Origin of the sequence: Spirulina major PCC 6313 (assembly GCF_001890765.1) — a bacterium.
Classification (GTDB): Bacteria; Cyanobacteriota; Cyanobacteriia; order Cyanobacteriales; family Spirulinaceae; genus Spirulina; species Spirulina major.
Genome location: NZ_KV878782.1, coordinates 42,159 through 55,413, shown reverse-complemented (window position 1 = coordinate 55,413; position 13,255 = coordinate 42,159). Strand labels below are relative to the sequence as shown.

The following is a 13,255-nucleotide window of genomic DNA, read 5'->3' as shown; positions in this document are numbered from 1 at the left end:
GATGCTCCCACTCCATTCACGTCAATATTCTAGCTGGGAATAAATTAAGAAGGGAGCAGGATGCTCCCACTCCATTCACGTCAATATTCTAGCTAGGAATAAATTAAGAAGGGAGCAGGATGCTCCCACTCCATTCACGTCAATATTCTAGCTAGGAATAAATTAAGAAGGGAGCAAGATGCTCCCACTCCATTCACGTCAATATTCTAGCTAGGAATAAATTAAGAAGGGAGCAAGATGCTCCCACTCCATTCACGTCAATATTCTAGCGAGTGGAGACAGTTTTAAAGGATGAAGTTCCCGTCGCAAACTCCACATCCTCAACCCCATCACCCTACCATCCCGCCCGAAACAGCGATCGCACCTCCCCAAAATCAATCCTCTATTTTTGAACCCATCCCAAAACCGCCCCAATTGCCGCCCCAGCCAGCAACCCCCCAAAACTTAAGAAATAGAATGATTTTGTGGATTAAGGCGCGATCGTTTCCGTATTCTGGGAAAGGCAACTCAATGTAGAGAGCAAATGGCACAGCGTACCGTCCAAGAAATCAGCGGCCAACCCGGCAAAATCGCAGGAGCATTCGTTTCGCCGGTAGGGGGGCAGATTTCGCTACGGGTCATTGATGACCACCTCCGCGCTCAGACAAAACTCGCCTGGGGACTCGAAACCAAAGAGATATTGATTAAATGCGAGCGGATTGAGTCCGTCGAAGTCACAGACGGGCGGATTTGGTCGCTCCTTTGGACAGGTCTGGGCATCCTCTTGGTCGCGACAGTGTGGGAATCTGTGATGTTGTTTGGGGTTATATTCATCGTTGCGTTTTTCCTGATTAAACAACGCTGGTTGATTGTCTATTCCGGTCGCCAAACCTTGATTCTCTTCTTTAAAGAATCCGAAATGGCCAACGTCCGCGCCTTTGCTCAAACCCTCGTTGCCAAACAAAAACGACAGATGCCCCCCGCTGCGCCGCCCCCCCGTCAAGATTCATCCCGCAATCTTGAGAAAAAACGCTAAAGCTCAACATTTATTAAATCCTGCATAAAAGAGCGATCGCGCCCTGATAACTCCTCAGAGGCCGCAATCTGTCACGCTGCCCAATCCTTCCGCCTAAACCACCATGCCGCACTACTACACATCCTATTGGCAAGCCAAAATCTGGGGGCTACTCCATGATCCTGCCCTGAAAGGACTCCACAACAACACCGGACGCGGTGGTGAAGGCCAGTGGCAACGGCTCGCCTGTATGGACGGCTGGCATTCCCCGAAAGATCACGGAACCGTCACCACCCATCAATCACGGCAATGGCTGGATCATGTGGGACTGTGTGATGTGATCGCCTCGGCAAGCGATCGCGCCACCCTCGGCCGTCTCCCCAGTGAAACAGCGATCGACTACGACGCAGACGGCCTGGAAATCCGTCACCTCCTCTCCGGCGCATCCCAACGGCTCAAACTCAGTCAATGGCACGACCCCGTAATCAGGGGCGATCGCGCCCAGTGGCTTCAGGAAAGAGAAGAATTGGTTTTAGAGACGGTGAAAGATTGGGACGATCCGCGCCAAGTCTATTGGTGGCTGTGGCGGTGCTATCCCGTCGCCCTGTCGAAAGCGTTGAGTGATGAGCATCCAGAAACGATGCTGCCCCTGCTCCCGGCAGAAACGCGGCTTCCCGATGCCTCCCTCTGGAGCCACACCAGCACCACCAGCGCGATCGCTGGAGCCTTGGCCGGATATCACCGCGACCCGGCACAGTATCCCCCCCAAGAAAAAGGCGTGCAGCGTCAAGCCGATGCGGCCTATCCCCAGTCCTACCCGCATTTGGTGGCGTTCACCTTTTCGCCCGTGCAGGAGTTGATTAAGGCGAGTCGGAAAATGCGGGATTTTTGGGCGGGGTCGTGGGTGCTGCATTATCTGTCGGCGCGGGTCTGTTGGGAGTTGGCGTGGAAATATGGGCCGGATATTTTTGTCTATCCCTGCCTGTATGAGCAGCCCTTGATTGATGGGTGGTTGTTGGAAAAATACCCGGAGTTTAGCAAGTGGATTGCCGAACCGAGCGATCGCGCCCTCCTCACCGCTGGGTTTCCCAATGTGATCACCTGCATTCTGCCGGACAATGGCACACCAGAGGGCAAAAACCCGGTGCGATCGGCGATGCAACAGGCCGACAGTGCATTGAAACAGGAGTGGCAACGGGTGGGCGATCGCGTTCTCCAGGATCTCCAGGGCAACAACGACCGTTGGATCAAAGACCTCAACCCCACCACCTGGCACGGTTGGCTAAAATCCCAATGGCAAACCTACTGGATTGCCACGCCCATCGGTCATCCGGAAGCCGAACTTCACCAAGCCCCACCCCAAGACTCAGAAACCGACTCCACTGCCTATGAAACTTGGCGAGATTTTCAAAATGCGATCGCGCAACCCAAGGACGCTCTTCTGACCACTCACGAAGTGCAGTTTTTAGCTGCGATCTATTCCACTCTCTCAGAGGATGCTAAGCACCAAAACTCGGACGATCAGGATTCATCCCCCCAACTTTCTAACCTGAATGTGGGATCGTGGTGGGGCTATATGTTCGACCAACTGCGGGCCCAATTGGCAGCGGTGAAAAATGCGCGAAATTGGACAGTACCCACGGCCTTCGGGCCGCGATCGACGATTTCGGGGATCGGGCCGGTGGTGCATGGCGGCGAGGATTGGGTGACAGAGGGGGAGACCCAACGAGATTGGGTGCGATCGCAGGGTTTCGGCCTCTTCGACGGCATCGAAGCCCTCAATGCTACGGAAGTCGTCAAGCGCGGCCTGAGTCGCATCCTCAAAAAAGACCTCTTACCCGGCAAAATTCAAAAAGATGAATTTTACTACCCAGACCTCAATGCCGGAGTGGTGGGCTGGCTGAAAACTCAGTTAGAGCAGAATTCTACAGATTGCATGGCTGCGTATCAGCGAGCCTGCGATCAGATTCAGCGTGATTTCCCTTGGACTCAAACCTCAAAAGGGGATTACACCTGGGGCATTCCCTGGGTGCATCAAAATCACCCCAATCTCCCCCATCCGCGTCTAATCAATGCGGGCTGGTTGATTGAAGACTTTGAAAGCAGCGATCCGGAGCAGAAAACCGCAGAACTCCAAAAACTCCGCACCGCCATCCAAACCACCTTCCCCGCCGGCCAAAACCCCACGGATTGGTATGTTCTGGCCGCGGGCGATGGCGACAACATGAGCAGTTGGCTGAAGGGTAGCAAAATGGAACCCTACAAAGACTATTTTCCCGACGCTCTAAGCGACAAACTCGACAATCTACCGGATCGACTCCGTGAACCCTTTGACCAATTCAGCCAAGAAAACAAACGGATGGGCCCTGCGACCCATGCGGCCCTGTCCCGCGCTCTGCTGGATTTTTCTAACCAACTCCTGCCCTACCTGACGGAAACGCGCTACGCGGGCCGCTTAATTTACGGCGGCGGCGATGATGTGCTGGCCTATACAAACTTATGGGAGTGGGATGATTGGCTGTGGGATGTGCGGCAATGTTTTCGCGGTGATGCTGATCCCGGTGAGGAGTTTGATAACTCTGGGGATTATTGGCGTTGGGATGCTAAACAAGACTGTCCGCTGGGCATCTCCCAGCGACCCCTGTTTACCTTGGGCGGCAAGGCGACGATTAGTTTTGGGGTGGTGATCGCCCATCAGTCGGTACCGTTGGCGATCGCCCTCGAAAACCTCTGGGCGGCCGAGGAAGGCGCAAAAGAGCATTGCTACACCAACGAGAAAGGCGACATCATGCCCAAAGATGCGATTCAAACCCGCGTTCTCTACAGCAACGGCAACAGCCTCACCACCACGAGCACGTTTGACACCTTCAAGCAGTGGCAAGCTCTGCTGACATTCGATCTAGATCCGTCGCTCTTTGAACAAGCCGCCCAAACCCTAGAACAACACCCGATCCCGATCGAGGGTGCGATCGCGCCTTGGGTGCAGGGATTCTGCGATCGGCGTGAACAGTTGAAAGCCCTCGATCCTGAGGATCAGAAAGCCTTGATCACCGCCTTCCAAACCTGGATCGATTCAACCTGGCGCACCAACACTTCCCCCGGTATCAATCGACAACTCCGAGCCGGGTGCAAACTCGCCGCCTTCATGCAGCGCAACCGAGCGATCCGCTACAGCTAACCAGGGGCTTAAGCCCCTTGCCTCTGTGATTGACTGCCTTGCCCCCTTTTTCAGCCTGAAACCGATGACCCAAACACTCCACTGGTATACGATCACCCCCTTTGATGTCCTGCTGTTTCGGGATGCGAAACCCTTCAGCCCCGGCGAACGGGCTTGGGCCCAAGGGGTCTTTCCGCCCCACGGCTACACGATTTTAGGCGCAATTTTGGCCGCCCTTGATCCTGTAGCCGCTTCTGCATCCATGCAAATCACCGGGCCGTTTCTCTGTCGCGATGCCGAAACTCTTTATTTCCCCAGCCCCCTCGGTTTTACCGAGGGATCGCCCCTCGTTCCGTTGCCCTGGCAGGAGCGTGGGCATCCCCTCCGCTATTCGATCTACAATCCTCAGCAGCCTAGCCCGTTGGTGTTTTCCGGCGATCGCCCCTCCGATGACAATGGCGATCGCGCCAAAACCAACCGCCAATATCGCCGCTATCTCCCCTATTCCACCCTCCTGCACTACCTCAACACCCACCCCCTCACCCCGGACGATTTCAAGTGTCTTCCCGGTGAACCCGAACAACCGTGGGACGTGGAAATCCGCCCCCACAACAAAATCCAAGCCGGGAGCCGCCAAGTGGAAACCGCCGATGGCTACTTCATTGAAAAAGCCGTGCGATTACGATCGGGCTGGAGTTTAGCGATCGCCCTCAACCAGCAACTCCCCACCCCCCTAACCCTGCGTCTCGGCGGCGAAGGCCATCGCGCCCTCTTGCAACGCTGTCCCGCCCTGGATGATCCGTGGCAGGCAATCCAAACCCAATCGGCGGAAAATTTCACCACCTTGGCACGGGAGCAGGGAAGAGCGATCGCCTATCTCGCCACCCCCGGCGTTTTTGAATATCCCCAAAAACAGCCCAACGGCAAAATCCGCGCCACCTGTCGCGCTTGGCCCTGGGAGTGGAAACTCACCCATGAGTCCGGGCCCCTCGTCAGCGTCGCCACGGGTCAACCCACCCCGATTAGTGGCCGAATCCGCGATCATCACAAAAACCCCGGCAACAGCATCCCCGCCCCCCAAGTCTTCGCCGCCCCCGCTGGCACGCAATACTACCTCAACCATCCCGCCCCCCTCCACCAAAACACCCCCAGCCCCAACCTCGCCCACCGACGGCGCAAACTCGGCTACACCGAACTGCTTTGGCTCCCCCACCGCTCTTAACGGAGCACCCAATTGATTGACGCACCTTTACCTAAACCATCCATGCAGATTAATCTCCAACATCTCTATCTCCTTGCGCCGCTCCATACCGGCGGCACCACCCAAGAGGGCAACCTCCTCGGCATCGCCCGCGAATCCCACACCAATTTCCCCTACATTCCATCGAGCACCATTCGCGGCAAACTCCGTTCCAGCCAAACCGACAAAACCCAGCGCGAACAACTCTTTGGCAACGAATTAGAAAACGGCAAACCCTCTAGCGGGGAAGGTCTCACCCAAGGTGATATCTGGATTGGTGACGGTTCAATTTTGTGGCTACCGATTCCGTCCTTGAGTCATGGCGTGGTGTGGATTAGTTGTCCGCTATTGCTGAAACGCTACGCCCGCTTGGCAGGCAAAAAAATTGATGTTCAGCCTTATTTTTGTAGTTTCAGCGATCGCGCTGCTCAGATTTATCTCAAAGATGCCATCTTTAAACGTGAAGAATTAACAAAATGGGACAACTGGGAAGATGTAGTTCCCGGTGCAGACAACCAAGAGATTGATCGGGTCTTAGTTTTAGAAGATCAACACTGCGCCACAATCATTCAAATGGGTCTCTGGCGACAAGTCAAAATTAAACTTGATGCCCATAAAAGTGTAGAAGCTGGTGCATTTCGCTATGAAGAGGCAATCCCCCCCGACACCTTAATGTATTTTTCTTGGGGTTTAACGTCGCAATCTAACAAGACCGGCCAAGACTCTGAAGCAAAGCTCAAAGAAGTGTTCAGCAATGAATCTGTTTTACAAATTGGCGGCCAAGAAAGTCTAGGCCGCGGCTTCGTCCAAAACTTCACATAATCTTGACTAATCTGGAGAAATCATGCCTACATTCGACCCGCGCACCCTCAACAAACATGCCTTTGAAGCCCTGAATCAGTTAAGCACTCAACAAAGTAATAATGATTCTCGCCGGAAAGACCAAAAAAATCAAGCTCAGGAGCTTTATACCTATATTTCAACCTGGGGACTGATCCGATTAAAAGCGGAAGAAAAAGCATTAAATCAAGAGGGCAGAAAAGAAGTTGTAGTTGCTTTTTTTGAAAAACTAAACATCATTTCTAGTCATACAGATTTAGTTGATGAAAATCCAATTCAAACTCTAATTAACTTAAGTGCCAATGAATACTTGGGATTAACTGGATTAGCAATTGAGTTAGCAAATGAGTTTGGATTTTGGGCGAATGCGGTTTATTCCGATATTAGCGGCTCTCAATAAGGCTAAACACAAAAATCCAGAAAACACTGTAAATTCTTCCATATTATTATGCCTGAACCATCACCCTGGTTAAATCCAAATAACCTACCTAATCCCGATCCAGCCGCGAGCTTTGTGGAGTATTTACGCTGGATGCGGGCTTTAGATAGCCTCGATCATGGCGATCGCTACAAAAACGAAACGAAAACTCAAATCTTGCACGAAGCCACAAATAAGGCAGACTATCACAAACGGTTGAAAAAACTGTGCGATCGCACCCAATTAATCGCGGGCAGCGGTAACACCTTTGAGGTCTCTTGTCCGTGGCGGATTCGGGTGGGGGGACATCGTGGCCCGGAAAGTATGCTGTTACCGGCCTTTGATGCCTTGGGAATGCCCTATATTCCTTCGGCGACGTTGCGGGGGGTGGCGCGGAATCAGGCGATTCGGGAAAAGTTGGCGAAGGTTTCGGAGTGGGAGCGGGTGAAAACAGCAACGAAAGAAGAGAATGAGCGTGATTACCTCCGAGCCAAAGATCTTTGGGCGAAAGCCGATCGCGCCGTTGCTCCCTATTTTGGCCATTTGAACCCCAATGACGACCCCAAGAATCGCGAAAATTCTATGGGGGCGGTGACGTTCCTTGATGCCTATCCGCTGCCGAGCAAAGCGGGGGGGTTAGCGATGGATATGGCCAACGCAATTTGGAAATGGGACGGCGATCAACTAAAGTATGAACCCAATCCCAACACGTTTTTATCCCTCGAAAAACCTACTTTTTTAATCGGGTTTCGCCCTAGTAGTATTGGGTGCGACTCTGAAAAACTAGAAAAGGTTAAAAACTGGCTAATCGATGGGTTATCCTCTGGCATTGGTTCCCAAGTAAATTCGGGTTATGGTCAACTGCTTAAACCCAATCAGAAACCCAAAAAACCACCATTTTTATCCGTTGATTTCAGTATTGAGGGTCAACTCATCCACGGTTATCAAGCTTTTACAGGGTGGAAAATCAATAATAAGGGAAATTTAGAAATGCGTGGAAAAGCGAATGCAGAAGTTCGTCCAATCGCATTTAAATCCATGTTGCGGTATTGGTTCCGAACCTTTGCGCTAGGAGTCTTACCAACCAACGATGTACAAACTCTAGAGGCTGAAATTTTTGGCGGCATTCAACCTAAAGCAAAACATGGTTATTTACAAGTTAACATTGTCAATAAGGAAGATGTTCAAAAAGCCTTCAGGTCTAATAAGAAGTCTGATCAAACTCAATCCAATCAAAATAAATGTGGTAAACAAGAGGGTATTTTAAAGCTGTCTTTGTCTACAGCTATTCCTGAAACAAAACGAGCAGTTGTTGAAAGTCTGGCTAAACATTTAACTTGGCTCATGTTTAATTTGGGCGGGGTTGGCCAAGGCGCACGACGACCAAAACATGAAAGAACAAGTAATCCACGATATCGCGGTTCAACATTCACATCATTTGAGATGAATACCAATGATGAGTTCAGTAAATCTCCTAAGACAATTGAAAAATTTGAACAGAATTTTAAAAAAGCATTGCGTGAATTGTACGCCTGCCTTGGGACACTAAGTAGCACTATCATTGATTCTAGAAATTTACAATCAATGCCCGATGTCTCCGAAAAACAATGGCTCAATGCTGTGGATCGAGATTGTTATATTGTTCTAGTCAGTGGAGAGTCAAAGACAAACAAACCCTATGCTTTAGATGAGCTTCATTCTGAAACCCATAATCCTCAAAAATCAGTAAAAAAATATAATCAACAACTCTGTGGCTATACAGGTCAAACATCAGAACCTTCACCTGTATGGATTGCGAATTTTAAGGATTATCAAGTGGTTACTGTGTTTGGTGCAGTCAAAGTAAAAGGTGGTAATGTTCGTCTTCGTTATCTAAAACAACTGAAAGTAAATTCTGAAAAATTCATAAAAATTTTTCCTTTCGATAAAAAAAGTAACTAAACCTTAAAATCATGGCTAGTATCTTATTATCGTTTGTGGGGAATCAAGATCCGATCTCTGGGCCAACAGATGCGGAAGGGTCGATTATGACCTTACTGCGGGAATTAGTAGCGCGACAGATTGAGATCAAAAAAGTGGTGTTACTGTACACCACAGAAACCCAAAAGGGAGCCGAAGACACCCGCGATTGGATTGCCACAGAAGCCGAGTTAAAACAGTTTGAAGTGGAACTGATTCCCACCAGTGCAGCACTGTCGGAAGACCCCACGGATTTACTGGCCGCAGCCCAAGAAGCGCGGCGGGGATTGAAAATTGTCAAAACACAGTTCACGGAGGGCGATTCTCCGAAGGAGAGGCTGCGCCAACGCATCGAATTTAATGCCTCTTCTGGCACACCCGCGATGAAATCTGCCCTCAGTATGTTGCAAGCGGCAGGCTATGCGACTCAGGGGCGAGTGTGGCAAGTGCGAAATCCGAAGAAGTTACGGCCTGGACAAGAGCGGGTATTTGAAACCGATGTGACGGTGTTGCGGCAGGAGTTTGATCGGCAGAAGTTGCGGCAATTGGTGGCGGAATATAACTACAGTGGGGCGCTGGATTTGGTAGCGCAGTGTGATTTAACCATTGACGAGACAGCGATCGCACTCCTCAAAGCGTGCAAAACCTGGAATCAGGGTCAGTTTCAAGCTTTTTACGAACAAGCTGAATTCAAGCTCGATAAATCCCAGAAAAATCAAACAAAAACCTATTGGTGGCAAGCTTATGAGCAGGGTTGTACCGCCGTGGTGCGCCTCAAACAGGGAAACAGCACTGAAGCCATGCTGCATAGTTTTCGAGCGGTGGAAGGGCTGCTATTTGAATGGGTGAAGCAGCATTGTTCTGAGCATATTAAAGACGGTAAGGATGAGTTTGCTTATGATCAGGTTAATATTTCGATCGCTCGACAATTTCCAGATCTGAAAGAACACTTTAAAAGTGGCACAAACCCATGGCAAAACTTAGCCCGCTGGATGAATCTGAAAATTTTAGAATGTGCTGCGCCGGAGGTGTTTGATGATCCTGATTTTCGGGGGTGGTTGAATGCGGATGATCGCCGTAATCAACTGTCCCATTATTTAGGGGGGATTTCTGAAAAAGTCTTGTGTCAGGCGTGGTCGGTGGGGAATGGGGAAGAGTGGGAGGCGCGGCTGTTGCGGTGTTTGAATTTACTGGCAGAGCAGAACTTTGGTACATTTCAGAATGGCGCACTGTTACCCGTCATTCATCACCATCTGGAAAAAGCTCTAGCTCCCTAACTTGCCCCATCCCTACGCTAAATCGAAAGCCTTCACGCGGCTGCTTCTTTTGATCCGGACATTGTTGGACTATCCCGGTGTGGGTCAACCGGAACCGTCACACGATGGGCACGCTAACGCGAATCGCACCCGTCACACTGCGATCGCGCCCCTGCGCGATCGCCTCCGTCAAGTGGCCACCGAACAAGGCTACACCTGGCCGGAACACTATCCATCTGTGGCCACCTTGAATAAGGACTTGGGCTATCTGCGCGAGTGGGGGATTTTGGAGCGGCGGATGTATCGCTGGGGCTATTACCTCGGTACGGGGGTGATGCGTAAACCGGAGTTGAAAGCGGCGCTGGATGCTCTCCACTCCCAAGCCCAAAACCAAGGCGACCCGACGATCCGCCAGATGTATCACACCCTTGCCCAACGCCTGCGGGGGTTTCAGTTTGCGCGGGATCTGCCCCTGTCCTATCCGGTGCGCCAAATTTTTAACCGGGCGATCCATTGGACAGACCCCGCTGAAATGATGGCACGAGGGGCGATGCGTGAGACGCTGTTTCATCAGATTGCTGGACTGGAGGAAGCGATCGCTCACGGTCAAGCGATCGAAATTTCCCAACGAGTGGATCGCTACCAAGGCAATCAAGTGGGGATGATCGCCATCTGGCCGCTACAACTGCTCTACTACGATATCGCTTGGTATTTGGTCTATGAAACCTGTGAGGATGGCTGTTTAAGGATCACCCGCATGGATCGCCTCGGCAACTATTGCCAGGCGCTCACGTTCAACAGTCGAGGCATTGCCGCCCAAGCCCAAAGCCTCGAAGGGGTCTATCAGTTGTTGGCTAATGGGTGGGGGCTGAAGTTGGGAAACCGGGACGAGCAGCGGGCGGAACTGGCGGGGACCTTGGATCTGGAGCGGGCAAGGGTGCGATTTTTTCCGCCGGTGGCGGCGTTCATTGCGGAGGGGGAAACACGCCATCCCCGGCAGGTGATGCGATGGGATGCGCGGCGGCAACATTTGGATTATGAGGTGTCGTTACCGCCTCGCTCGTTGGATGAGTTTGGCATTTGGGTGCAACGTTATGCCAGCCACGCCCAGGTATTAGCGCCGGAGTTATTGGTGGAGCGGCATCGTCAACTGGCCCATGATTTGGCGAAACGTTACGGTCTGCTTTAAAAAATTCTATTTAATTATTTGGCTTTATCCTTAATTTTGCAAGGCTTTAAGGGATTTCAAAAATAGCAGCATTTGATAGTTTCGATCGCGAGAGTCTCGTTATGGTCAAGGAGCAGTTTTTCACGATCGCTAATAATGTGGTTATCTATGCGTGGGGCCGTTGTCCGTAATTGTGTTGTCGCGGGGGTGAATGGAGCCATTACCCTCACTTTGTTGTTAATCGCGCCGCTGGGGTTAGCAGCGGTGATCACGAATACCGCCCTCATCACCGCATCGACGCTGGTGGTGGGGATTGCCGCCGATGGGGTGGTGCGTTGGCTGGGCCCGGCTCGTAGTCCGTCGGGGCGATTTTCGGCTCCCTCGGCCCTCGACTCGGTAGACCGATCGCGCCCCCCGTCCAATTAGATGCGATCGCTCTACGTTTCTCAGCAGGGTTGCACGGTGACGCTCACCCAAGAAACCCTGATCGTCGCCACCCAAGGAGCCGTGATCACCACTGTGCCGCTCCCCCTTCTGGAGCAGGTGTTGATTTTTGGCCAGTCCCAAGTGACGACCCAAGCCATCCGCGCCTGTCTGTCGCGAGATATTCCCATCGTCTATCTTTCGCGGTTGGGCTATTGCTATGGCCGCACTCTGGCCCTCCAGCGGGGCTATCGGGCTTTGGCTCGCCAACAACAGGCCTTGACGGAATCGGAGCGGCTCCAGGTGGCGCGGGCGATCGCTCAGGCCAAACTCGCCAACTGTCGCACTCTCCTCCTTCGACAGCAGCGGCGGCGATCGCTGGATTTAGACTTGGCGATTCAAACCCTGGCCTATCTGGCGGATCAGGTGAGTACGGCGACTTCGGCGGCGCAGATTATGGGCTACGAGGGGGCAGCGGCGGGGTCGTATTTTGCGGCGTTTGGGCAATGTCTTCAAGGCTCGGAGTTTGCGTTTCTGGCGCGATCGCGCCGTCCGCCCCGGAACCCGGTGAATGCCCTCCTCAGTTTCGGCTATATGGTGGTATGGAATCACCTCCTCACCCTGATCGAACTCCAAGGGCTTGATCCCTATGCGGGTTGTCTGCACTCTGGTAGCGATCGCCATGCCGCCCTCGCCAGCGACCTGATCGAGGAGTTCCGCGCCCCGATTGTGGATTCGTTGGTGTTGCAGGTGGTGAACGGTCGCATGGTCACATCTGAGGATTTTGACTATCGTGATGGGGGCTGTTTTTTGGGGGCAACGGGGCGACGGACGTTTTTGCGATCGCTGCTCCAGCGTATGGAGGAGCGGCTCAGTGATGGCGAACCCCGTTGGGATTTACTCTCGCGCCAAGTCCGGCAGTTTAAGCAGTTTGTCTACCATCCCAGCCAGGGGTACAGTCCCTATCGCATCCGCTGATGTTGCTCTATGTGGTGACCTATGACATCCCCTCAAATCGGCGGCGGCGGCGGGTGGCGGCGTTGTTGGAGGGCTATGGGCGGCGGGTGCAGTGGTCGGTGTTTGAATGTGTGTTGCCGTCTCCTCTGTTCGCGGAGTTGAAGGGGCGGCTGAGGCGGCGGGTTAATCTGGAGGAGGATTCGATTCGGTTTTATGTGGTGTCGGGGCATACGTTGGGTCAGGTGGAGGTGTGGGGTGGGGTTCCGGTGGCGACGTTGCCGGGTTCGACGATTGTTTAGCGACGGGTTCTGAAAATGGCTGAATGGTTGATTTTTTCGTTAAAGGGTTCGATGTCTGATGGGGCAAGGGTTTCAGCCGTTTTTTTCGGACTTTTGGGGCGAGCGATCGCTCTTTTTTCGCGACCCGTCGATCTTGCCCCCTGGAACCTTGGCCCCCACTGCCCTTAAAATGGAGGGGTCTCCACTCGCTGGAGACCCTAATTGATTGGAAACTTTAAGGACTCGAAAAACAATGATCAAATTCAATCTCGGTCTCCACTCGCTGGAGACCCTAATTGATTCGAAACTAATTGTGATAGTCATGATTTTCTCCTTTTGTTAAATGTCTCCACTCGCTGGAGACCCTAATTGATTGGAAACTCGATTTGAGATTGGAGGCTTGCAGGGCGGGGGTCGATTTGAGTCTCCACTCGCTGGAGACCCTAATTGATTGGAAACCCATGCGCGTATCCGCAACCTGTTCGACGGCACCAACGGGGGGTCTCCACTCGCTGGAGACCCTAATTGATTGGAAACTGTGTAAGAATTTCAGCGCCGCCAAAAC

Annotated in this window: 11 protein-coding genes and 1 CRISPR repeat array; all 11 genes read left to right on the top strand. The window is 52.3% G+C overall.

The genetic code is table 11. The annotated features are described in order from the left end of the window. Nucleotides 1-523 precede the first annotated feature (523 nt). Nucleotides 524-1,015 (top strand): hypothetical protein, encoded by a 492-nt coding sequence (locus SPI6313_RS25505; RefSeq protein ID WP_072619155.1) that lies wholly within the window; start codon nucleotides 524-526, stop codon nucleotides 1,013-1,015. Between the two features lie 103 nt (nucleotides 1,016-1,118). Beyond that, entirely contained in the window at nucleotides 1,119-4,172 is a 3,054-nt protein-coding gene (cas10, locus tag SPI6313_RS25500; RefSeq protein WP_072619156.1) for a type III-B CRISPR-associated protein Cas10/Cmr2, read from the top strand. A 64-nt stretch (nucleotides 4,173-4,236) separates the two neighbouring features. Further along, nucleotides 4,237-5,373, top strand: a complete 1,137-nt coding sequence (locus SPI6313_RS25495; protein ID WP_072619157.1) for a type III-B CRISPR module-associated Cmr3 family protein — start codon at nucleotides 4,237-4,239, stop codon at nucleotides 5,371-5,373. Nucleotides 5,374-5,415: 42 nt separating this feature from the next. Next, the gene (cmr4, locus tag SPI6313_RS25490; protein WP_072619158.1) at nucleotides 5,416-6,213 is read left to right on the top strand and encodes a type III-B CRISPR module RAMP protein Cmr4; all 798 of its coding nucleotides are present in this window, start codon (nucleotides 5,416-5,418) and stop codon (nucleotides 6,211-6,213) included. A 22-nt stretch (nucleotides 6,214-6,235) separates the two neighbouring features. After that, nucleotides 6,236-6,631 carry a hypothetical protein gene (locus SPI6313_RS25485; RefSeq protein ID WP_072619159.1) on the top strand — a complete coding sequence of 132 codons (396 nt, stop codon included), beginning with the start codon at nucleotides 6,236-6,238 and terminating at the stop codon, nucleotides 6,629-6,631. Nucleotides 6,632-6,679: 48 nt separating this feature from the next. Next, a complete protein-coding gene (locus SPI6313_RS25480) occupies nucleotides 6,680-8,590 on the top strand; it encodes an RAMP superfamily CRISPR-associated protein (protein WP_072619160.1) in 1,911 nt (636 codons plus the stop codon). 11 nt (nucleotides 8,591-8,601) lie between these two features. Continuing rightward, a complete protein-coding gene (locus SPI6313_RS25475) occupies nucleotides 8,602-9,885 on the top strand; it encodes a hypothetical protein (RefSeq protein WP_072619161.1) in 1,284 nt (427 codons plus the stop codon). Between the two features lies 1 nt (nucleotide 9,886). Continuing rightward, entirely contained in the window at nucleotides 9,887-11,053 is a 1,167-nt protein-coding gene (locus tag SPI6313_RS25470; protein ID WP_072619162.1) for a helix-turn-helix transcriptional regulator, read from the top strand. Nucleotides 11,054-11,200: 147 nt separating this feature from the next. Further along, nucleotides 11,201-11,458: a CRISPR-associated protein Csx18 gene (csx18, locus tag SPI6313_RS25465; protein ID WP_217650439.1), complete on the top strand. Its 258-nt coding sequence runs from the start codon at nucleotides 11,201-11,203 to the stop codon at nucleotides 11,456-11,458. After that, nucleotides 11,459-12,433 carry a CRISPR-associated endonuclease Cas1 gene (gene cas1, locus SPI6313_RS25460; RefSeq protein ID WP_072619164.1) on the top strand — a complete coding sequence of 325 codons (975 nt, stop codon included), beginning with the start codon at nucleotides 11,459-11,461 and terminating at the stop codon, nucleotides 12,431-12,433. It abuts the gene before it with no gap. Further along, nucleotides 12,433-12,711, top strand: coding sequence for a CRISPR-associated endonuclease Cas2 (gene cas2 / locus SPI6313_RS25455; RefSeq protein ID WP_072619165.1), 279 nt, complete (start codon nucleotides 12,433-12,435; stop codon nucleotides 12,709-12,711). Before cas1 ends, cas2 begins: the two co-directional genes overlap by 1 nt. A 177-nt stretch (nucleotides 12,712-12,888) precedes the next feature. Then, a CRISPR array of direct repeats spans nucleotides 12,889-13,227; the repeat unit is 36 nt; unit sequence GTCTCCACTCGCTGGAGACCCTAATTGATTGGAAAC. Between the last annotated feature and the right edge of the window lie 28 nt (nucleotides 13,228-13,255).

Bases quoted from the DNA above. Each gene is read 5' to 3' on its own strand.
- csx18 (WP_217650439.1), top strand. From the start codon at position 11,201: ATGCGTGGGGCCGTTGTCCGTAATTGTGTTGTCGCGGGGGTGAATGGA.
- SPI6313_RS25480 (WP_072619160.1), top strand. From the start codon at position 6,680: ATGCCTGAACCATCACCCTGGTTAAATCCAAATAACCTACCTAATCCC.
- cas2 (WP_072619165.1), top strand. From the start codon at position 12,433: ATGTTGCTCTATGTGGTGACCTATGACATCCCCTCAAATCGGCGGCGG.
- SPI6313_RS25495 (WP_072619157.1), top strand. From the start codon at position 4,237: ATGACCCAAACACTCCACTGGTATACGATCACCCCCTTTGATGTCCTG.
- cas1 (WP_072619164.1), top strand. From the start codon at position 11,459: ATGCGATCGCTCTACGTTTCTCAGCAGGGTTGCACGGTGACGCTCACC.
- cas10 (WP_072619156.1), top strand. From the start codon at position 1,119: ATGCCGCACTACTACACATCCTATTGGCAAGCCAAAATCTGGGGGCTA.
- cmr4 (WP_072619158.1), top strand. From the start codon at position 5,416: ATGCAGATTAATCTCCAACATCTCTATCTCCTTGCGCCGCTCCATACC.
- SPI6313_RS25475 (WP_072619161.1), top strand. From the start codon at position 8,602: ATGGCTAGTATCTTATTATCGTTTGTGGGGAATCAAGATCCGATCTCT.
- SPI6313_RS25505 (WP_072619155.1), top strand. From the start codon at position 524: ATGGCACAGCGTACCGTCCAAGAAATCAGCGGCCAACCCGGCAAAATC.
- SPI6313_RS25485 (WP_072619159.1), top strand. From the start codon at position 6,236: ATGCCTACATTCGACCCGCGCACCCTCAACAAACATGCCTTTGAAGCC.